Below are 18,800 nucleotides of genomic sequence, written 5' to 3'. Positions count from 1 at the left end.
CAAAACCACCCTCGGGTTCAAAACTTATCGAGGCGACAACCATTCTGACACAGAGGGGGGGCATCAATAGGTTTTCTTGCTAATCGACGTTTTACCTTTCGACATGATGGAGGTATTGGCGTTACCGGGGTTCGATACCTGCTGACGCAGGTTGCAGGCTATCTGCTGAATCTGGTTCTGCTGCTGCTGTTTGTGGACTGGTTTAATTTTCCGCATCAAATCGTACAGGCGATAGCAATCGTTGTCGTGGCCACCTTCTTGTTTGTTGTGTTGCGGGTTTTCGTATTTGCGCCGAGCTTGGCAGTAACCGGAGTGGTGCGGTAATGAAACTATGCCTTCACTGCAAATATATCTTTTCTTCTGATGAATGGACTTGTCCTTCATGCGGTCATCAGCCAGAACGCTTGAACGGAATAGAGGCTCATGCCCCAGAGTTTGCAAATGGTGGCGGGGGTTTCAAGCCTGAGTACTTCTCTGAATTGTCTCGATTAGAAGCGGAAAATTTCTGGTTTCGTGCGCGTAACGCGTTCATTCTCTGGGCGCTGAGAACCTACAAACCAGACGCCAATACATTTTTGGAAGTGGGTTGTGGTACTGGCTTTGTTCTATCAGGTATCGCTCGTGCCTGCCCAAAGCTAGCTTTAAGTGGCAGTGAGATTTTCTTGGCTGGCTTATCTCATGCGGCCGAACGCGTTCCCTCTGCACACTTCATGCAGATGGATGCCCGTCGGGTGCCTTTTGTAGACGAGTTTGATGCCATCGGCGCCTTCGATGTGCTGGAACACATTCAAGAGGATGAAACAGTCCTGGCTCAACTTCATGGCGCCATCAAGCCTGGTGGTGTTTTGCTGCTAACCGTTCCTCAGCATCCCTGGTTGTGGAGCGCTTCTGATGAGTATGCCTGCCACGTGCGCCGGTACAAGCGTGCTGAGATCGAGCAGAAGGTTTTGAGCGCCGGGTTTGAGCTTTTAAGGAGCAGTTCTTTTGTGACCAGTCTTTTGCCAGCGATGATGCTTTCACGAGTCTTGCAGAAGCAAGAAATAAAGGATTTCGATCCTGTCGGCGAACTTAAGATAAACGCAGTTTTGAATAAGTCTTTTTACGCTTTAATGATGTTAGAGCTTGCGGGAATTAGGTTTGGGATGAATTGTCCAGTTGGTGGGTCTAGATTAATCGTGGCGGAAAGAAAGTAATGAAAGAAGTAAGCCATCGCATTCCTTTCAACTGGCCTCACATGACAGGCAAGGAGTTGTACTACATCGCTGAAGCGCACTTCAATGGTAGCTTGGCAGGCGATGGGCCTTTCACCAAGCGCTGTCATGCATGGCTGGAGGAGCGGACTGGGTGTAATAAGGGTCTGCTTACTCACTCTTGTACGGCGGCACTCGAGATGGCTGCTTTATTGCTGGATATTCAGCCCGGCGATGAGGTCATCATGCCGTCGTACACCTTTGTATCTACCGCCAATGCCTTTGTGCTTCGTGGTGGGGTCCCCGTGTTTGTCGATATCAGAGAAGACACTCTTAATTTGGACGAACGGCTGATTGAGTCCGCCATTACGCCGCGTACCCGTGTCATTGCTCCCGTGCATTACGCGGGAGTGGCGTGCGAGATGGATACGATTATGGACATCGCCCAGAAGCATGGATTGAAGGTCGTTGAGGATGCAGCGCAGGGGGTGATGTCAACCTATAAAGGGCGGGCCCTCGGCAGCATTGGTGATCTCGGAGCCTACAGTTTCCACGAAACAAAAAACGTGATCTCGGGAGAAGGCGGTGCGCTGCTCGTCAATAGTCCCGACATGAGCCTTCGCGCAGAGATCATTCGCGAGAAAGGGACCGACCGCAGTCGATTTTTCAGGGGAGAAGTCGATAAGTACACTTGGCAAGAGGTGGGCTCGTCGTTCCTGCCAGGGGAGTTGATTGCCGCTTTCCTGTGGGCGCAACTTGAAGAAGCAGATCGAATAACCAAAGAGCGGCTGGCTAGCTGGCAGCGTTATCATGAGCTTCTTGAACCGCTAGAAGCCAAGGGAATACTGAGGCGCCCGATCGCTCCAGAGGACTGTGAGCACAATGCCCACATGTACTACGTTCTGCTGGCGCCGGAAATCGACCGTCAGAGAGTTATATGGACGCCTCCCGTTTGCCAAGATCTTTGTTGGTGTGCTGGGGTAGGTAGGCTGCAGTTTTATATCCGGCCTGTAGTGCAGGTCGATACCTGCTGGCCCTGATGGAATCCGCTGACCCACGCCTCATTTCCTTAAAGGACTCTCAGTCCAACCTCTGAACCAGGCTTAGCGGGTCACGGTCTAACCTGTTTGCCATCACACTTTCATCGATCCTGCGCAACCTTTGCGGCAACAACTCCTTCGACTATCAATGATTCATCATCCGAGTTCGGTGCTCACCCTTGAACCGGCTGACTCACAAACCCCTTCTGGTACTTCCGATCATGCGCGAGCAACGCCCATACCGTCCGTGCCATCTTGTTCGCCAGCGCCACGACCGCGACGTTGAAGGGGCGACGCTTGCAAAGTTCAGTTGCCCATGGTCCCGGGTCCGTTGAGCGTGACAGTACAGCTCGGGCTCCATTAATGAACAGCGTTCGCAGATAGACATCCCCGCGTTTGCTGATGCCCAATAGTTTGGTCTTTCCTCCTGTGCCCACCTGCCTTGGCACCAGACCTACAAAAGCAGCAAACTCTCTGCCTGATTTGAAGGCTTTGGGATCACCGATCACGGCAACCGCTGCGGTCGCAGTCAGCAGACCAATTCCGGGTATTTCTGCGATCCTGAGGCATGCGTCTTCTTGCTTGCGCCACAGATTGATACGCTGCTCAATCATGTCAATCTCTTCGTCCATCCTGGTAATGCGTGCCCACTGATCTCGCAGGGTATCGATAACCATGGCTGGTAAACGTTCAGACAATCTGGCCAGACCCTCTACGATACCTTTGAGCAGGTTGGCTTTACCTTGTGGCATCACCTCTCCATATTCAGTGAGCAATCCCCTCAGACAATTGATCTGTGCCGTTCGAAACTTCACGAGTTGGCTTCTCATGCGGTGTAAAGCCAGCATGGCTTGTTGCTCTTCAGTCTTGACCGCTGCCGCTTTGACATGCGGCTGCTGTACGGCAGTCCAGATGGCTCGCGCATCGTGACGGTCATTCTTGTTGCCAGTCACAAAGGGTTTGACCGACCTGGCCGGCAAAAGCTTGACCTCATGCCCCATCATCGCCAGTTGCCTGGCCCAGTGCTGTGCTCCACCACAGCACTCCATGCCAATCAGGCACTGCTGGCGGTTGGCAAAGTGCGCCAGAAACACATCACGCTTGAGTTGCAGGCTCACAATCTGGCCTGTGTTCACATCAACCCAGTGCAACTGAAACACGCGCTTGGCGATATCGATTCCGACAACAGTTTTGCTAACATTCATGTTGGACCCTCCGGTTTGCCTGTGGAGATCACCGCGACCATCCACCTTGGGCACTTTGATGCCGTCGGCACGAGAGGGTCCTCTTAACCCTCATGCCGGCTCGGAGTTATCCACGGCGCCGCCGTGGCGCCCCGCTATGGCGCAAGGCGAGCGGCGCGGTGGGTAACTCTTGCATCAATCAGCCCCCTTGGGTGGGAGGCGTCCATTCCATTTCCTTGATTCGTTCAAGCGCAATGAAATCTGGTCGGTTTTCCACTACGTACCGCTTCACTCATCTCCTGCCGGTAAGCGTTATGGCCGGCCACATGGCGACTTGAACGTCACAAATCAGCAGTCTGAACGTCTGGTCCGCTTACCGCTGTGGGTCGGCTTGTCGGATGAGCAGCAAGACCGGGTCGTTGAGGTGCTGCGCAGTGCCACAGGGTAACTTCCCCTCGTGTGTGAGCCCCCTTTATCTTGCCAGAGTGAGTTTATGGCTAAACGATTACCAGCTGTTCACCACCGGTTCGGCATTAAACCTGAGCCACTGACTGCAAAGGCAATTTGTGACGGTGTGGTCGCGGGAATGCTCGGCGATCATTTTCTGGGGCGCAGCGAGGCAGCCTTCGAGTCGGCGATCAGACCCTATGTGTTGGCCGTAGCGCACAAGCGTGGGTTTGGGGCTTTCCTCGAGTTCCCTCTGGAAAAGCAAACCTCTGGACGCGGCGCCCACAAAAAGATTGATGCGGTGCTCGTCTATGGCAAGCAAGCCTCGGCCTTTGAGCTAAAGACCATCCGGAAAAATGCCGTCGGCTTTAACTTGCAGGAGGACCTCGCCAAACTCCGACGGTTTCCTGACGAAGTTGCTCAGGAGGGCAATCAGCGAAGGGCGACATCATGGCAGCTTGTTGCCTGGACCAGCCAAACATTCTCTCGGACAAAGTCGGCTCAACAAGAGCGCGACAAAGGGCTTGCTCTGTTGAAGAAGGAGATCGAAAAGGGAGATGCCTACGCGCAATTGACCGTTTCGGATGCTTACATCGATAACGTGCCAAGATCAGCAACACTCGGCCAGTTACTGCTGTCTCAAGGCAACGTTGGTAATTTCCATGTCTGGTGCGCTGCCATATGTATTGATGCCCCGAGTTGTTAAGCCATGTGATCAGCATTAGGATCAAACACCTTGCTGAGGTAATATTTTTGACTTGCGTAACTCGGCAGTCGATGACACGAGGCACTCGTTTTCGTAGGCCTCGATGTCGCACAAACGGTAGATGACCTTGCCTGGCAGCCGGATGTACTTCGGACCCCCGAGTTCGACACGAACCTTCATAAGCAACTGATTTCATTGAAATCAGTTTTTAAATTGCCACTACAGAAGTGTCAGCTGCTCGGGCATTGAAGGTTTTTTTAGCTTCAGTGCATGAAGAACTCCTGATTGTTCCTTCGAGACAGTCGATATCCCTTCGACCGTCTGGTTGTTGACCTTCACCTGATGGCGCTGGATGCGACGCAGCTGTGCCAGGGCTCTTTCTGGCGATAGTCCTGTATTGGCGAGTCTGAGACGGTGGCGCATGATCCGGTACAGGATCAGTGCCATGAAGCAGATCATGGCGTGAGCCTTGATTCGATGTGGCAACCGGTGAAACACCGGTGCGATTTCAATTTCTGACTTCAGTACCTTGAAACCACGCTCGATGTCAGCCAGGGACTTGTAACGCTCGACGACCTCTTTCGGGGTGAACTCATTGGAGTTGGTCACGAGCAGCAGCTTGCCATCGACCAGTTCTGCCTGTTTGAGTGCCTTCTCGTCAATCTGATAGGTAAACAGATCGGAGGTCAGATCCACCCTGATGATCTTGGCCAGGTGCGCCTGCTTGACCTCATGATAGAAACGCGCCTTGGCACCACTGTCCGAGAGTTTGCGACCCCGGCTGACTTTGCCGGAATCCTGTCCATCGAGTTTGCTGGCCCACTGGTCTGCCTTGTTCTCCAGCTCTTCTATTTTGGAACGTCGCCACTCGGTTTGATGCTGGGCAGTCTGGGGATTGTGAGCGACCACCAGGCGAAGGTCCTGCCAGCGGGTCTCGCTGATGGTTTCGTTCTCCTGGTCGGCGATTGTGTCATTGAACCGTTGCAGGATGTCGTGGAACTCGCCGTAACGCCTGGCGGGTACCGCCAGGATGAATTCGAGTGCCTGGCCCTCATCGAGTTTGAGCGCGAGTAGTTCCTCCAGGTTATCCAGTGACAGCAGTCCTCGATCGGCCACGATGATCAGTTTGCGGATGTGGGGATAGCGTGCCAGGACCTTCCTGATGGTGGGCAACAGGGTGGCGGTCTCGGACTGATTGCCATCGAACACTTCGTGATAGATCGGCAAGCCTTCGGCGGTCTGCACCACGCCGAGCATGAACTGACGGGCCACCATGCCTTCTTTGGACATGCCGTAATGGCGTACATCCTCCGACAGTTCTGTCTGGCCTTCCACTCGGATGGTGGTCAGGTCGTAGAAGACCAGTGAAAGGTCCTGGTCCACCATGGGTTTGAGTTGTCGGGCCACGACAGCCTCGACAGCATCCTGGTGATCCATCAGAGCATCCATGCTGCGCAGTAGTTGTTGATGCGTGAGCGCCTTGGTATCGACTTCCGGCAGACTGACGGTCTCCAGCCAGCGAAGCACTCCGAGCTTGGAGTCCGGATCACACAGTCGATTAAAGACCATCACCCGAATGGCATGTTCAACCGCCGTGGTGTAGCGTGCCTTGCGAAACACGCCAGCCAGTGCGTCAAACCCGACTTCCTGCCACAGACCGTGTAATGCCCAGACATCACCCAGCGTCAAGGCAGACTCGAAGGCAACCTGCGGGCTGGCAGCGTCAGCACCACGGCCTTTGGCGCGCAAGAGAGATGCCAGCAAGGCATCGACCTGACCGCCGGCATCGTCCAGACGACCCAGGGTGGCAATGGTTCGCTGGCGAGCCTTGCCTTCTTCGTTACGGTAGGACTCGACCAGCTGGACGTACTGGTGGCCGCGGGCGGTGGTGAGTTTGATGAACATGACGGGAGTGTAGCAAACCACAGAATAGTTGCCAACACCCATCATACAAATTGTTGCCAGTACAAAAATCTGAAACCAACCGGGCTAACATGTTGATTCAAAACAGCTCGGCCGGCGAAAATCGGGGAAAAATGGCATTTGGTGTCGAACTTCTGCGGACCGGTGCCGTTCGTGCGCCAGCGTTCAAGGGTCGCTGTTGACAGCCCCCAGCGCTTGGCGAGTTGCAGTTGATCAAAGTTGGTGGTAGTGGTCATGGTGAACTCCTTGTGATGAATGGGAGCCCATGAACGCTCTGTTTCGGGAAGGTAGCAAGTCCTGCGGGTGGTCTAGGAGTTCTTGGCTGTAAATGAATGCTTTGGCCCCCTTTGGACAAGGGTAAAGATTGGTATCCAGTCTCGAACGTCGAAAAATGATCGAACCAAGAGGGGGTTGAGGTAGGATGCGGCCCGGTCAAATCTTTCGCATTGGCTCGCAATAGTATGCGCAGCCTGTTTTGCGTACATTCATGCTGCTGTGGGTGGCGGGCGAGCGTCCCACCACCAGTATTCAAAACCCCAATCGTTCTCGGTTGGGGTTTTTTCTTGTGTGCGCCCAGCATGGGCGCACACCGTCGGGTGCAAGTCCCGGGCTCTTCACCGTAAAACGGGGGATGCGGCATTCATCAAACCCTGTTGATGACACCATTCCAACCGCATAGAGCTAACACTCTCAGGCGGTAGCTCTCAAAGTTTCTGAATCCAAAAGCTCTGCGCGACAGCATCTCCATCTTGGTGTGGAATCCTTCGGTGATGCCGTTGGATTTGGAGAAGCGCCACATTGCCACGATCGGTTCAAGCCACGATGTTAGCGTATCAGCCAGTGCGCGTGCTGGTCAGCCAGTCATAGGCTCTGCGGGGGCGGTATTGTCTGGGCAGGCATCTCCAGGTCCAGGGTCATCTGTCTAGACTCAACTGGAGGTACCCATTGTTGAGTTTGCCTTGTACGAGGCTGGCGATTGATACTTCAGAGGCCACGGCAATCCGGCAAAGCGCATCCAGAGTGACCGGACTCTGATTGTTACGCCAGTAATGGACCGCGAACTTTCTCACACCCACGCGCCAAGCAAACTGCGTGGACACACTGCCGTCCAGGCGGCACACCAATTGTTCGAGTGAAGCGCCAACCTGCAAATCATGAACGCGCTCCTCGAAGAAGGTGTGGGCGTGACGGTAATGGCGCAGCAGGCCATGCCAAGAAAAGGCTACGACCTGGTGTTCATTCCGCGACACAACTCCGTGATCGACAGCACACTGGGAATTCTCAAGCTGTCAAATACCCCACATAACCCGACCGCCAGACAGATGGAAGTCATTGTTGAGGTCTGTCTGACCGAATGGTTCTGAATGGCTCTAAGCACCAAGGTCTGATTACTGACCCCAGGGATGCTAGTGCGCCGCATCGCTCTGACACAGAGCCGTCGAACGATTGTCGCCAAACCCAGCATAGTTGGCGCTGGATCGCTCATCCATTGCAGTCGTCAATACAAACCTCACTCCAATAAAGGACTCGCACGGGCGGGCGTACCTGTCTCAAACGAGTCTGCCCGATGGCTCACGGCAGAAGTCACAGTGATCAGATAACATGCGCTAAATCCCGTTCAGTGGGAATCGCAAAAGAAGCACCCTATGTCCTCAGAGAGCCTTCCACTCCATACGTCCCCCCAGCATTTGCCAGAGCATCAGAGCCGGGAGCACCGACACCGCTGGCTGATTCTCACCATCGTTTCATCGGCCCTCTTTTTGATTGTGGTTGACGTGACAGTGCTCTACCTCGCACTGCCCCACCTGACCCACGACCTGCATGCCAGTGCCTCGCAAAAGCTCTGGATTGTCAACGCCTACGCGCTCACGGTTGCGGGCCTGCTGCCGGGCGCTGGCGCACTGGCAGACAGGTATGGTTACAAACGCATGTTCGTCGGCGGGATGGTCGTATTTGGCATCGCATCCCTGATTGCAGCTTTTTCTCCCGATCCACAGACACTGATTGCGGCCAGGGTGCTTCTCGCCGTCGGGGCGGCCATGATGATGCCAGCCACACTGGCGATCATCCGGCATGTGTTTGAAGACCCTCACGAGCGCAGTGTGGCCATCGGCATCTGGGCCGCCATTGCATCCGGTGGCGCAGCGCTCGGCCCAGTCGTCGGTGGTTTGTTGCTGGAGTACTTCTGGTGGGGATCGGTGTTTCTGCTCAATGTGCCCGTCATCGCGGTTGCCCTGATTCCGGCACTGATCTGGATTCCACGAAGTCAGAGCAATCCAGACCGCCCGTTTGATCTGGTGGCGTCGCTTCTGATCATGCTGGCACTGGTCGGCCTGACATTTGCGATCAAAGAGGCCAGTGCGACCGAACCGTCCATCCTTCGGGCACTGCTAGCCCTTGCCCTGAGCGCGCTAGGTGCCGCAGCATTTGTCTTGCGACAAAAGAGAACACGCGTCGTTCTCATTGACTTCAAGCTGTTTGACAACAAAGTGTTCAGCGCCGGAGCGGTTACTGCGCTGGTGGCGTCGGCAACCTTGATGGGTATGGAACTGGCTGTCAGCCAGCGGTTTCAGCTGATTGCAGGCATGTCACCACTCCAGGCAGGACTAGCGCTTCTGCCCATCCCTCTGGCAGCATTCTTTGCCTGACCCATCAGCGGACACTACCTGCAGCGAGTAGGCGTTCACAGAATGCTGTGGAGCTCGTTGACGATTTCCGGCATTGGATTTGCTGGCTACCTGTTTACCATGAGTTCGGGACTTGCCCTGCAGATCGGCACCTTCATTGTGATGGGAATTGGCCTGGGTGCTGCCATCACAGCTGCATCGAGCGCAATGCTGCTCAACGCACCGACCAGCCAGGCAGCAATGGCAGCATCCATTGAAGAGGTGTCCTATGAATTTGGCGCAGCACTGGGCATTGCCACGCTGGGCAGCCTGCTCTCGGCGATTTATACCGTGTCCATTCGCCTACCCGATCATCCATCACTGAGTGCAGCCGCCGCAGACAGTATTCGCAACAGCATCGACATCGCTGTCAATCTTGCCAGCACCCTGCCCCAGCCGCTCTCAGCGTTGATCACAGATGAGGCACATCGCGCATTTGATCAAGGGTTTTGGGTGATCATGATGATCTGCACGGTCGTATTGCTAACCACCGCATTTCTGGTTGCTCGCCAGCGTCCAGACAACAGGCACTCGCAATAAAGAAACAGGGCTAGCTCACGACAAAGCCCGTGACCGGCTATGCACGAAAGGCGTAGCGAGACAACAATGACATCCTGGTCCTGGCTGGCCTCAATCAGAGGCAACAGTGGTAGTAAACCGACACTTTTAAGTCAAAGTGGAAGGGCTGTGACGGTATTGGCAAAAGACGCCAATCTTCATGGGTGATACCCGTAGACCAGAAGCAAGTTCATTGCTATTCTCGCATTGCGTGAGAACTGGAGATATTGACGTTGAGGCTGCGTTTGATCGGTACAAACAGCATCGGTACAAACAGCAACAACAAGACGGCCGTTCACAGCGTCATCTTTTGGCGTTGGAGTCCTAAAAAGATCGAATGACTCATAACGTTGCTAGATGACTGACACCACAGATATGACAGTCTGTAACCCATTATCCATAACGACTGCGGCTCGAATAAAAGATGTTTGAAAACAGTTATCAACTGGCGAACCCTGACATTGTTTTTGAGCAATTTGGTGATGATCTTGTGGTGCTCAACCTTCGATCAGGTCAGTACTTCGGCTTTAACAATGTGGGCGCGTTGGTTTGGAGCGCACTTTCTTCTGGTGTCAAGGCGAGCTCCCTCATAGAGGCTGGCGTTCAACCCCAAGATCTTGAAAAGTTTCTGTCGAGTCTGGTTTCTAATGAACTGCTTGTCGCTCAAGCGCCATTGGATATTCAACTCGCACAAGAGGTCAGGATCCAGCTTGCTGGTGCGTCGGAGGTGCCAACCATAGAAGTCTATGATGATCTTGCAGATCTGATTATGGCCGATCCAATCCATGACGTTGATGCCGAGACCGGCTGGCCAAATCGCCCGGATGCCTGATGCACGTGAACCAAGTCGTCGAGGACCATCGGTTTAGCACGAACCGTTTGAGTTCGACCAAGCAGCTTGTCAGCTTTGCTGACGGTCTGTTTTCAGTATTCGACCATGCTTTTGATCAGGCATCAGGCCGACTGTCCAGACTCATCGGTGAGCAGATGTTTGACATCCGAACATCCCTTGATGAACAACACAACATCATTGCCAATGGACTCTCGGGAATCCAGAGACAGTCTCCCGCAGATTGTCGAATTCTCATTGCTTGCGGAGATAGTCTTGATCTTCCGATGACGCCTCAGTGGTCCTTGCCCGTATTCAATCATTTGATCATTGAAGCAGAGCTGGCATCGACGCAATACCGTGTGCATCACTATCAGGAACGAGACTTCTGGCAGTTCTTTTGTCTGAAGTCTCGGCGCGGCGTGCAGTTGATGAGAACCCCACAAAGCTTGCCGGATTGGGACAGTGGCTCACCTCTACGTAATTTTCTGCAATGGCATCTTTCTGACAAATCTGTTGGCCTTGTGCATGCTGGTGTTTTGGGGACTGACGGACGTGGAGCACTTTTTTTCGGGCCAGGTAAATCTGGAAAATCCGGCACGATCCTTGCCGGCATCTTGCATGGCTTGCAGTCCTTGGGCGATGACTACGTGCTCGTAAAAATCACCGACTCTGTGAACGCGATGCCACTGTTTTCGACACTCAAATGTGACCCAGTGAGTCTTGAACGACTTGGGATAAACCAAGGCGAGCCTTGGGCACAAGAGACAAACTGGCAAGGCAAGAAACAATTTGTATTTAAGGACATCACAACAGCTGAGCAACCCAGTCGAATGAAAATCGATGCCCTATGCCTGCCAGAAGTTGTTTTTGCAAAGCGCACCACGATCAAGCCGATGGACAGCAAAGAAGCCTTTCTATCCCTTGCACCCACCGGTGTTGCACAGATACCAGGAGGTCGGGCACAGAATTTTTCATTTTGTGCTGAACTGACTCGTAGTCTTCCTGCATATCGCATCAGCCTGGGCGTTGACCCCGTTGAAATTACCGAAACGCTGGCAACCTTCATCGCTAAACTGAGATCCTGATGTTAGTGACCGTCATCATTCCTACCTTCAATCGTGCGGCGCTTGTTACTCGGGCCATCAAATCAGTTTTGATACGAACGGGCGATGCTGCGCTTGATGTGCTGGTAGTCGATGACGGCTCAGTGGACGAAACAGCATCAGTTGTCGCTGACGTGATGACACATCATCCTGAAGTTCGCTATCTGTACCAAGAGAACGCCGGGGTCTCGGCGGCCCGTAGCGCGGGGCTACAACATCTGTTGCCACAAACATCCTTTGTGACGTTCCTCGATTCCGATGATGTGCTATCGGAAGGACGTCTTGATGCTGACCTACCTTGCTTTACCAGCAATCCAGCGCTTGATCTAACCTACGCCCGGATGTCGATTGTCAGCCAGATCGATAACGAAACACTGTTACCCACGCCAGATGCGCAAGTGACAAATGTCGTTGGCATACATTTGTCTTGTGGAATTTTTCGTCGTGAACTGGTAGAAAGGATTGGGCTCTTCAATCCCGAGTTACGCCAGTCTGAAGACACAGACTATCTTCTACGTATTTTTGAGAGTGGCTCGAAGTTCCAACAAACTGACACACTTGCTTTTTACTATGTGCGCCATCACCAAAACATGACTCTCGATAGAAAAGAGGCCGGTCGCTATTTTGCAAGAGCACTTCTTCTATCCGTTATGCGACGACGCAAGGATCCAAGCTTGGTTCTAGACAAGCCCTCTTTTGAGTTGAAGCAACTCCAGGAAATCGAGGCTGACTGATGCAAGAATATTCCGTCGTGATACCTGCCCATAACGCATCCAGAACAATCGCTGAAACTTTAGCGTCTGTAGTCTCTCAGTCGGTGATACCTACTCAAATCATCGTCGTCGATGATGGCTCAACGGATGACACGTTTACGATCGCCAAGCATTTTTCGCCTCTGGTCAGCGTATTTCAACAACCCAATAAAGGACCAGCTGCAGCGACAAATCTGGGTTTGGCAAATGTACGCACACCGATCATCGCCACAGTCGATGCCGATGATCTCTGGCACCCTCAAAAAATGGAACGCCAGTTGGCAGTTCTCGCGAACGACGCATCATTGCACGTCGTTTGTTGTTATCAAAGGCAGTTCAATCATGGCAAACCCGATGATGGCTCCGGCGAAGTGCGTTCCGGCTTGAATCGGTCAGGCATCGCGTTTCGCAAGGAAGTCTACGAGCGAGTCGGAGACATGGTTGATCAGCCTGGACAACGTGGTGATGTGGTCGATTGGCTTGCTCGAATGCGATTGGCCGGATTCGGATTCCATGAGATCGCAGAGGTTTTGTCATATCGAAGAATTATCCCGGGGAGCCTGTCTTGGCGGCGTGAACTGGGCAAAGACATAGGCTACTTATCTGTAGCGCATGCCGCGATGCAGCGTAATCGAGCGCAAGCAAAAATCGACTCAACGACCAAGGAGTCATTGTGAAGCCTTCTTCAATTGATCAATCGGCTTCAGATGGATACCTACGACCAACCGATATTGCCTTGCTTCAAGCATCACTTTGCGATGGTGACGAGGCCAGAGTAGCCTTTAGGCGTTGGCGCAGCATGACTGATTTTGAAGGAAATCACGATCTGGGTCAGTTTCGAATGTTGCCGCTGCTACACCACAATCTGGTCCGTCTCAAGATAGATGATCCGGTCATGCCACGCCTACGTGGTGTGCACCGTTATTCCTGGTGCGAAGCACGGCGTCGGGAACTGATGACAGTCAGAGCGGTTTCGGCTTTGCAAGCAAGTGGCATCGCCTGTATGGCACTAAAAGGTCTGGCGCTTAGCCAGGACTACTATGAAGATGCCGCTCTGCGTCCAATGCAAGATATCGATCTGCTGGTTCGGATCGAGACCGTCACAGATACACTGAAATGCCTCTCGGCACAGGGGTGGAAATACCCGTCCACGGCGATGGAAGGATCCATCTGGCAACGCAAACTGTTTTTTGCGACAGAGAAAAGTATCAATTTGACCCACCCGGATGGTGGAGAAATCGATCTTCACTGGTACCCGTTCCATGAAGGTAAGGTGGACCCTGTTGTCAAGACAGAATCTGTTGCGGTTTAAGCTAAGTCCATTTCTTCAACCGCAGCGGTACAGCGCTGCCCTGTTTGCTCCCGGGGTGTATCCCCCGTGGAGCGTAGCGAAACGGGGGATTCACCCCTCGTGTCTCTGAAGTGATCCGGGATGCTCGCGCCACCGCCTTCGCAGGTGGCATAGACCTCATCGGGCTTTTTGTAGCCCAGCCCTTGATGGGGTCGTTCAGTGTTGTAAAACGCAAAGTACTCGGCCAGACCTACGGTCAGCTCGGCCATGCTGCTGTAGCCCCTGAGGTACACGTCTTCGTACTTCACGTTGCGCCAGAGCCGTTCCACGAAGATGTTATCCAGTGCACGGCCACGACCATCCATACTGATCCGTATCTCTTCACGCTTCAGAATGTCGGTGAATGTCGTGCTCGTGAACTGGGAGCCCTGGTCACTGTTGAAGATCTCAGGCTTGCCGTGAGTTGCCAGGGCATCTTCCAGGCAGTCAACGCAGAATGCAGAGTCCATGCTGTTACTGATGCGCCAGGAGAGCACTTTGCGTGAGTACCAGTCGATGATGGCCACCAGATAGGCGAACCCTCGTGCCAGACGAACGTACGTGATGTCCGTGCTCCACACCTGGTTCGGCCTGACGACCTGCAAACCACGCAAGAGGTATGGGTAGATCCTGTTCTGCGGGTGCTTCCTGCTAGTGTTTGGCCCGGGAGCCATCCCAGCCAGCCCCATGCTCGCCATCAGGCGCTGTACCCGCTTGCGGTTGACCGTCAGACCACGATCTTTCAGACAGCGCACCATGCGGCGGCTGCCATAAAAGGGACGCTGCGTGTACGCCTGATCAATCAGGTGGCACACTTGCAAATCATCGCCACTCGCGGGTTTGAGGCTCTGGTGGCTGTACCAGGTCGCACGGGAAACACCCGCCAGCGCACATTGCCTGACCAGCGAGAGACTATTCGACGGATCAATCCAGCCCATTCTCGTCTCCAGGCTCATAGTCCGGACTTTTTTTTAAGCCAATCCAGCTCCATCTTGAGCCGACCAATCTCGCCATACAAGGCGTCCTCCTTGGCGTGCTCGACTGGCTTGGGGCCACGCTTGTTGGCAAAGACGCTGCCTGCATTGTCCAGGAACTCCTTTTTCCACTGCCGAACCATCATCGGATGCACCTCAAACTTCTGTGCGATCTCGTTGATCGTCATCTCGTTGCGTACGGCTTCCAATGCCACTTTGGCTTTGAAGTCGGCACTGTGAACCTTGCGTTTCTTACCTTCCGTCATGCTATTGCCCTCCAGGGACATTAGCTTAAACCGGTGTCTGAAAACTGGGGTCCACTTTAAGGCATGAGTCAACGTGTTAATGATAGATTCTGGCGTAACGCGGTCAAGATGCAGGTCGGAAATATCGAGCTGCTGAGGCCTCGCGCGGCTGACCTGTTATTGCATGTCATTGTGCATGGGTTAAGAACCAACGTCGTTGCACCACTTCGCTGGGCTGCCGACGCAGCGATGGTCCTACAACATGACGGTGATGCAATTGATTGGGCTGACCTAGACCAGTTTGCTGCGAGTATCAAATTACGTGCAAGGCTTTATTTTGGACTGACTCTACTCAACGAAGCTTTCATGACCGACACCCCCATCAAAACTGACCAAGCCGTCGGCACTTGGATTGAGCAATTCGAGCTTTACGCCCATAGGGTACTTTCACGTACTGATATGTATTGACCTGTCAACTGGTTTCTTCACATAGCTTTTAAATTTTGGCGTTACATAGCACCCACACAGCGTGCAGGTAGCGAAACGAGCGGCATTCCGACGGTTGATCAATCTGATATGCGCGGGTTGGGTACCGCATGACAAGCGATTCGTCGCGGAGCTGCCTCTCTCTAATTTCGAGGGTCATTCCATCGCTGGATGCCTCATAGTACGTTCGAGGGTTCTCCCACCGTTGCTCATTTCGCTACCTGCACGTTGTGTGATCGTCATTTGCTGGCTCCTTACCGGGTTGAGTTATCCACGGCGCCGCCGCGCGCGCCTTTCACGCGCAAGGCGAGCGGCGCGGTGGTTAACTCACGATGCCGACATTCCGTCTGGATGTTGTACTTACGCATGAGTCACCTCATGCAACGGACCGGTTTCCTGCCCAATAGCCCACAAAAAACCAGCCAGTTCACGGGCAATGGCCGTGCAGGTCTGCACCTTGAGTTTGCCCCGGGCATTCAAGGTTCGATAGCGGGCACAGAGCCGCTTTTGTGCACGCCATGCAATGTCCTGAATCACCTCTGGTGTTTGTTCCGCGCGCCTTTGCAACGTATTGGTCTTGCGTGCCATATGACGATAGGTCCACGAGGCTTCAATCAGTATTCTTCGTACGTGTCCATTGCCTGTCTTGGTGATTCCTCCTCGCACCTTGCTTGAACCTGATGAGTGCTCACTTGGCACCAGCCCCAGATACGACATCAGCTGCGGGGCCGTTGCGAATCGGGTCAGATCGCCGAGTTCGGCCGCCAGGATCGTTGAGGTGATCAAACTGATACCCCGCATAGCCATGTAGTTCTGGATCAATGGCCAAAGTGCAGACTCGCGAGCCGCCTTGTCAATTTGAGCCTCCACTGCCTTGATGCGCCTTTGCAACGAGAGAACTGCATCGACATACTCCTGCAACGCGATCTGCTGCGCTGCGCTGCCAAACTTGATCGTCTCAATCCAGCGAAAGTGCGCTTGCGTCCAGTTGCACTTGCCATTGAACCGCTTGCCATGACGCAACAAGAAGGCAGACAGCCGCTGGCGCGTCTGAGTCTGCAACGCGACAAAATCGGAGCGCGCACGAGTCAGGTCTCGCAGGGCCTCCTGTTCGGGACCTGGCACCCAGACAGAAGTCAGCTCACCGGCCCGATGAAGCCTGGCCAACATCTGGCTGTCTCGCCGATCGGTCTTGACCCGGTCACCGGATTTGCGCGGAATCAACGATGGCGCTACCACCATGCAACTGACGCCTTGCTGGGTCAACTGACGGTACACCTCATAGCCGCAAGGCCCTGCCTCGTAGCAAACAGACAAGGCTGCACCGGATGCGCTGATTTGACGCAGCACCTTGTCTATCGCCTCGGGCGAATTCTTGATTTCTCCAAAGTAGCGTACTTCACTGGTACCTGCCTCGGCGATTGCCACAGCAATGGTGGACTTGTGGACATCGAGTCCGACGTACTTGATAAACTCTTTCATGACCTGCCTCCTCAATTACGGCTCTGCGCCTTCGGTTGTCGAACCTTCAGCGTAACCCGCGTCGCTTGAGGTTCGGCAGGTCAATACATAATGTCTATTTCTTCAGCAACTCCAGGTAATGTATGGCTACATCGAGGCTTAACCTATGGTCGCATGTGGACAGGAGATAAACGACTATGGGTCTTCCCGCTTTTGTTAAATCGCCTATCCCGGCGTGGTCAAAATCTATTTAAGCGGTTGTCAACGCCTAATCTATCTTAAAACTGGCTGAACGATTCGGTATACCGGTTCCTGCATCACTCCCCTGTATAAGTACAACCAAAAAGGGAATACGGCGACATAAATATATGCACATCGTTGCGTGCACACGGAGTCGCCGCCGGGTGCAACCAAATTTCGGTGACTCAATCCCTCTACAAGCCTATTAGGAGCAGTCAACGAACCCTGCCATCTCGGCAAATCATCAACGGATCACGTGTCAAGATGAACTCGCCAACCTGCAGTACCTTACAGCCGCCTAAAAATCAAAGTAATAGAAATTTGCTGGCTGCATCGAGGCAATGGTCGCACATCCAAGACACAACAAAAGACACATCGGGGCTAAAATAGCCGTCGGCACACGTGCCGCCGCTGCACGAATCTTGTCTACTTGATCGAATGGATGCAGCAGTAACAACCCAACGCCAAGCAGCACGGGTACGGTCGCCGCAGCAGGCCAATCGCCCAAACCGACGCGCACGAAGCTGCCAATTGCAACGTCATAGGCCACAGACATTGAAGGCGACCTAAAGATCACCGTTAGTACACTCCAAACCAGGAAGGTTAAGAGAATACAGAATCCCCGCTGCCATCCTGAAGAAGTTGCGGAGAAACGGCGATAGCCGCTGATGGACTCGACAACCATGATTAGCCCTTGGGCCAGCCCCCAAACGATAAAGGTCCAAGCTGCACCATGCCACAAGCCAGAAACGATCATAGTGAGAACAATGGAGAGGTGGCGGGCATACTTGTGCAGACGACCGTGTAGGGGCTTGAACACGTAATCACGGAGCCAGAAACTCAGGGTAATGTGCCAGCGCCGCCAGACCTCACCCAACGAGGTCGAAATATAAGGCGAGCGAAAGTTCTCCGGAAACGATATCCCCAACATGCCCGCCAGTGCAATCGCCATGTCAGAGTAGGCGCTGAAGTCGCAATATATTTGAATCGAAAAGCCGAATATCGCCGCCACAGACTCCCAACCCGATAGGGTTGCATGCGACGAGTAGGCTTGGTCGACATAGGCACCAACTGGATCTGCCACCAGCACCTTCTTCAGCATGCCGACTGTGAACAGAGCAAGGTTAGGCATAAAGTCAGCCCACGCAATTGCCAGTCGAGGCAACTGAGGCAGGATATGATTCGCGCGGAGGATTGGCCCGGCGATGAGGTGAGGGAAGAAAGTCAGGTATACAGCTGTCGGCCAGAAGCCCGGTCGCTTCTGGCTCGGCTGGCGTGCCGTATCGACCAGATAGCTAATGATGGTAAAGGTGACGAAAGACAATCCAAGGGGCAACGCCCAGCCAAGGCGCGGGGACTCGATACCTAAAATGCCATCGATGGTCTCAAGCAAGAAGTCCGTGTATTTGAAAAGCACAAGCGGCATCAAAGACAAGACCACGCAAAGCGCCAACCAACGTCGGTCTCGCCAAACGAGCTGCAACATTAACCAGCAACCAACAATCAACGCGATCAGCAATAAAACTGCAGGCGGGTACCACCACGCGTAGAAGACCAGGCTGGCGATAGTGACATAATTAAGCAGAAACTTACGGGGACAGAAAGCGAAAAGAGCACAAAAAATCAGGAAAAAAAGCAGAAACGATGGCAACTGAAACAACAT

At 53.5% G+C, this 18,800-nt stretch carries 20 protein-coding genes and 2 pseudogenes; 14 read left to right on the top strand and 8 right to left on the bottom strand.

The window, feature by feature from the left end; all coding sequences use genetic code 11:
* Positions 1-66 precede the first annotated feature (66 nt).
* From DBV39_RS20575 to rffA, 3 genes are all read left to right on the top strand, one after another.
* Positions 67-324, top strand: a complete 258-nt coding sequence (locus DBV39_RS20575) for a GtrA family protein (protein ID WP_108620503.1) — start codon at positions 67-69, stop codon at positions 322-324.
* 80 nt (positions 325-404) lie between these two features.
* Positions 405-1,193, top strand: a complete 789-nt coding sequence (locus DBV39_RS04340) for a class I SAM-dependent methyltransferase (RefSeq protein ID WP_227870805.1) — start codon at positions 405-407, stop codon at positions 1,191-1,193.
* Positions 1,193-2,230, top strand: a complete 1,038-nt coding sequence (rffA, locus tag DBV39_RS04335; RefSeq protein ID WP_227870804.1) for a dTDP-4-amino-4,6-dideoxygalactose transaminase — start codon at positions 1,193-1,195, stop codon at positions 2,228-2,230. The genes DBV39_RS04340 and rffA overlap by 1 nt, the downstream gene beginning before the upstream one ends.
* 173 nt (positions 2,231-2,403) lie before the next feature.
* Here rffA and DBV39_RS04330 read toward each other — a convergent pair whose 3' ends face one another.
* Positions 2,404-3,435: an IS110 family RNA-guided transposase gene (locus DBV39_RS04330; protein WP_108620501.1), complete on the bottom strand. Its 1,032-nt coding sequence runs from the start codon at positions 3,433-3,435 to the stop codon at positions 2,404-2,406.
* 169 nt (positions 3,436-3,604) lie between these two features.
* Between DBV39_RS04330 and DBV39_RS04325 the strand changes: the two genes are divergently transcribed.
* Together DBV39_RS04325 and DBV39_RS04320 are read left to right on the top strand one after the other, a co-directional pair.
* The gene (locus DBV39_RS04325) at positions 3,605-3,862 is read left to right on the top strand and encodes a DegT/DnrJ/EryC1/StrS family aminotransferase (RefSeq protein ID WP_322348741.1); all 258 of its coding nucleotides are present in this window, start codon (positions 3,605-3,607) and stop codon (positions 3,860-3,862) included.
* Between the two features lie 45 nt (positions 3,863-3,907).
* Positions 3,908-4,567, top strand: coding sequence for a hypothetical protein (locus tag DBV39_RS04320; protein WP_108620500.1), 660 nt, complete (start codon positions 3,908-3,910; stop codon positions 4,565-4,567).
* Positions 4,568-4,786: 219 nt separating this feature from the next.
* Here DBV39_RS04320 and DBV39_RS04315 read toward each other — a convergent pair whose 3' ends face one another.
* From DBV39_RS04315 to DBV39_RS04300, 4 genes and pseudogenes are all read right to left on the bottom strand, one after another.
* Entirely contained in the window at positions 4,787-6,472 is a 1,686-nt protein-coding gene (locus DBV39_RS04315; protein ID WP_108623078.1) for an IS1634 family transposase, read from the bottom strand.
* 41 nt (positions 6,473-6,513) lie between these two features.
* Positions 6,514-6,726 (bottom strand): hypothetical protein, encoded by a 213-nt coding sequence (locus DBV39_RS04310; RefSeq protein WP_108620499.1) that lies wholly within the window; start codon positions 6,724-6,726, stop codon positions 6,514-6,516.
* 407 nt (positions 6,727-7,133) lie between these two features.
* Positions 7,134-7,337: pseudogene (locus tag DBV39_RS04305) on the bottom strand (transposase); the annotation flags it as partial.
* A gap of 67 nt (positions 7,338-7,404) precedes the next feature.
* A complete protein-coding gene (locus tag DBV39_RS04300; protein ID WP_159078795.1) occupies positions 7,405-7,590 on the bottom strand; it encodes a hypothetical protein in 186 nt (61 codons plus the stop codon).
* A gap of 54 nt (positions 7,591-7,644) precedes the next feature.
* Between DBV39_RS04300 and DBV39_RS04295 the strand changes: the two genes are divergently transcribed.
* From DBV39_RS04295 to DBV39_RS04265, 8 genes are all read left to right on the top strand, one after another.
* On the top strand, positions 7,645-7,854 hold the full coding sequence (locus tag DBV39_RS04295) for a type 2 periplasmic-binding domain-containing protein (RefSeq protein ID WP_108620497.1): 210 nt from the start codon (positions 7,645-7,647) through the stop codon (positions 7,852-7,854).
* A 282-nt stretch (positions 7,855-8,136) separates the two neighbouring features.
* The gene (locus DBV39_RS20405; RefSeq protein ID WP_322348740.1) at positions 8,137-9,138 is read left to right on the top strand and encodes an MFS transporter; all 1,002 of its coding nucleotides are present in this window, start codon (positions 8,137-8,139) and stop codon (positions 9,136-9,138) included.
* Between the two features lie 42 nt (positions 9,139-9,180).
* Positions 9,181-9,696: an MFS transporter gene (locus tag DBV39_RS20400; RefSeq protein WP_322348739.1), complete on the top strand. Its 516-nt coding sequence runs from the start codon at positions 9,181-9,183 to the stop codon at positions 9,694-9,696.
* Between the two features lie 442 nt (positions 9,697-10,138).
* Positions 10,139-10,546 (top strand): PqqD family protein, encoded by a 408-nt coding sequence (locus tag DBV39_RS04285; RefSeq protein WP_108620496.1) that lies wholly within the window; start codon positions 10,139-10,141, stop codon positions 10,544-10,546.
* Positions 10,547-10,848: 302 nt separating this feature from the next.
* A complete protein-coding gene (locus DBV39_RS04280) occupies positions 10,849-11,631 on the top strand; it encodes a phosphoenolpyruvate carboxykinase (ATP) (RefSeq protein WP_159078794.1) in 783 nt (260 codons plus the stop codon).
* A complete protein-coding gene (locus DBV39_RS04275) occupies positions 11,631-12,383 on the top strand; it encodes a glycosyltransferase family 2 protein (protein WP_108620494.1) in 753 nt (250 codons plus the stop codon). Before DBV39_RS04280 ends, DBV39_RS04275 begins: the two co-directional genes overlap by 1 nt.
* Entirely contained in the window at positions 12,383-13,078 is a 696-nt protein-coding gene (locus DBV39_RS04270) for a glycosyltransferase family 2 protein (protein ID WP_108620493.1), read from the top strand. Before DBV39_RS04275 ends, DBV39_RS04270 begins: the two co-directional genes overlap by 1 nt.
* 122 nt (positions 13,079-13,200) lie before the next feature.
* On the top strand, positions 13,201-13,713 hold the full coding sequence (locus tag DBV39_RS04265) for a nucleotidyltransferase family protein (protein ID WP_159078793.1): 513 nt from the start codon (positions 13,201-13,203) through the stop codon (positions 13,711-13,713).
* Between the two features lie 89 nt (positions 13,714-13,802).
* Here the strand turns inward: DBV39_RS04265 and DBV39_RS04260 are convergent.
* Positions 13,803-14,971: pseudogene (locus DBV39_RS04260) on the bottom strand (IS3 family transposase); the annotation flags it as partial.
* 63 nt (positions 14,972-15,034) lie between these two features.
* Between DBV39_RS04260 and DBV39_RS04255 the strand changes: the two are divergent.
* Complete coding sequence (locus tag DBV39_RS04255) at positions 15,035-15,418, top strand: nucleotidyltransferase family protein (RefSeq protein WP_108620491.1); 384 nt, start codon at positions 15,035-15,037, stop codon at positions 15,416-15,418.
* 378 nt (positions 15,419-15,796) lie between these two features.
* Here the strand turns inward: DBV39_RS04255 and DBV39_RS04250 are convergent, their stop codons facing one another.
* Together DBV39_RS04250 and DBV39_RS04245 are read right to left on the bottom strand one after the other, a co-directional pair.
* Positions 15,797-16,918, bottom strand: a complete 1,122-nt coding sequence (locus tag DBV39_RS04250; RefSeq protein ID WP_108620490.1) for an IS110 family RNA-guided transposase — start codon at positions 16,916-16,918, stop codon at positions 15,797-15,799.
* Between the two features lie 517 nt (positions 16,919-17,435).
* Positions 17,436-18,800, bottom strand: a complete 1,365-nt coding sequence (locus tag DBV39_RS04245; protein ID WP_108620489.1) for an MBOAT family O-acyltransferase — start codon at positions 18,798-18,800, stop codon at positions 17,436-17,438.

The sequence above is a fragment of the Orrella marina genome, from assembly GCF_003058465.1.
Classification (GTDB): domain Bacteria; phylum Pseudomonadota; class Gammaproteobacteria; order Burkholderiales; family Burkholderiaceae_B; genus Algicoccus; species Algicoccus marinus.
The sequence above is the reverse complement of the archived record's forward strand: the minus strand, read 5'-3'. Positions and strand labels throughout refer to the sequence as shown.

Coding starts and splice junctions, on each gene's coding strand:
- rffA (WP_227870804.1), top strand. CDS start 1,193: ATGAAAGAAGTAAGCCATCGCATTCCTTTCAACTGGCCTCACATGACA.
- DBV39_RS04330 (WP_108620501.1), bottom strand. CDS start 3,435: ATGAATGTTAGCAAAACTGTTGTCGGAATCGATATCGCCAAGCGCGTG.
- DBV39_RS04320 (WP_108620500.1), top strand. CDS start 3,908: ATGGCTAAACGATTACCAGCTGTTCACCACCGGTTCGGCATTAAACCT.
- DBV39_RS04315 (WP_108623078.1), bottom strand. CDS start 6,472: ATGTTCATCAAACTCACCACCGCCCGCGGCCACCAGTACGTCCAGCTG.
- DBV39_RS04310 (WP_108620499.1), bottom strand. CDS start 6,726: ATGACCACTACCACCAACTTTGATCAACTGCAACTCGCCAAGCGCTGG.
- DBV39_RS04295 (WP_108620497.1), top strand. CDS start 7,645: ATGAACGCGCTCCTCGAAGAAGGTGTGGGCGTGACGGTAATGGCGCAG.
- DBV39_RS20405 (WP_322348740.1), top strand. CDS start 8,137: ATGTCCTCAGAGAGCCTTCCACTCCATACGTCCCCCCAGCATTTGCCA.
- DBV39_RS20400 (WP_322348739.1), top strand. CDS start 9,181: ATGCTGTGGAGCTCGTTGACGATTTCCGGCATTGGATTTGCTGGCTAC.
- DBV39_RS04285 (WP_108620496.1), top strand. CDS start 10,139: ATGTTTGAAAACAGTTATCAACTGGCGAACCCTGACATTGTTTTTGAG.
- DBV39_RS04275 (WP_108620494.1), top strand. CDS start 11,631: ATGTTAGTGACCGTCATCATTCCTACCTTCAATCGTGCGGCGCTTGTT.
- DBV39_RS04270 (WP_108620493.1), top strand. CDS start 12,383: ATGCAAGAATATTCCGTCGTGATACCTGCCCATAACGCATCCAGAACA.
- DBV39_RS04265 (WP_159078793.1), top strand. CDS start 13,201: ATGACTGATTTTGAAGGAAATCACGATCTGGGTCAGTTTCGAATGTTG.
- DBV39_RS04255 (WP_108620491.1), top strand. CDS start 15,035: ATGAGTCAACGTGTTAATGATAGATTCTGGCGTAACGCGGTCAAGATG.
- DBV39_RS04250 (WP_108620490.1), bottom strand. CDS start 16,918: ATGAAAGAGTTTATCAAGTACGTCGGACTCGATGTCCACAAGTCCACC.
- DBV39_RS04245 (WP_108620489.1), bottom strand. CDS start 18,800: ATGTTGTTTCAGTTGCCATCGTTTCTGCTTTTTTTCCTGATTTTTTGT.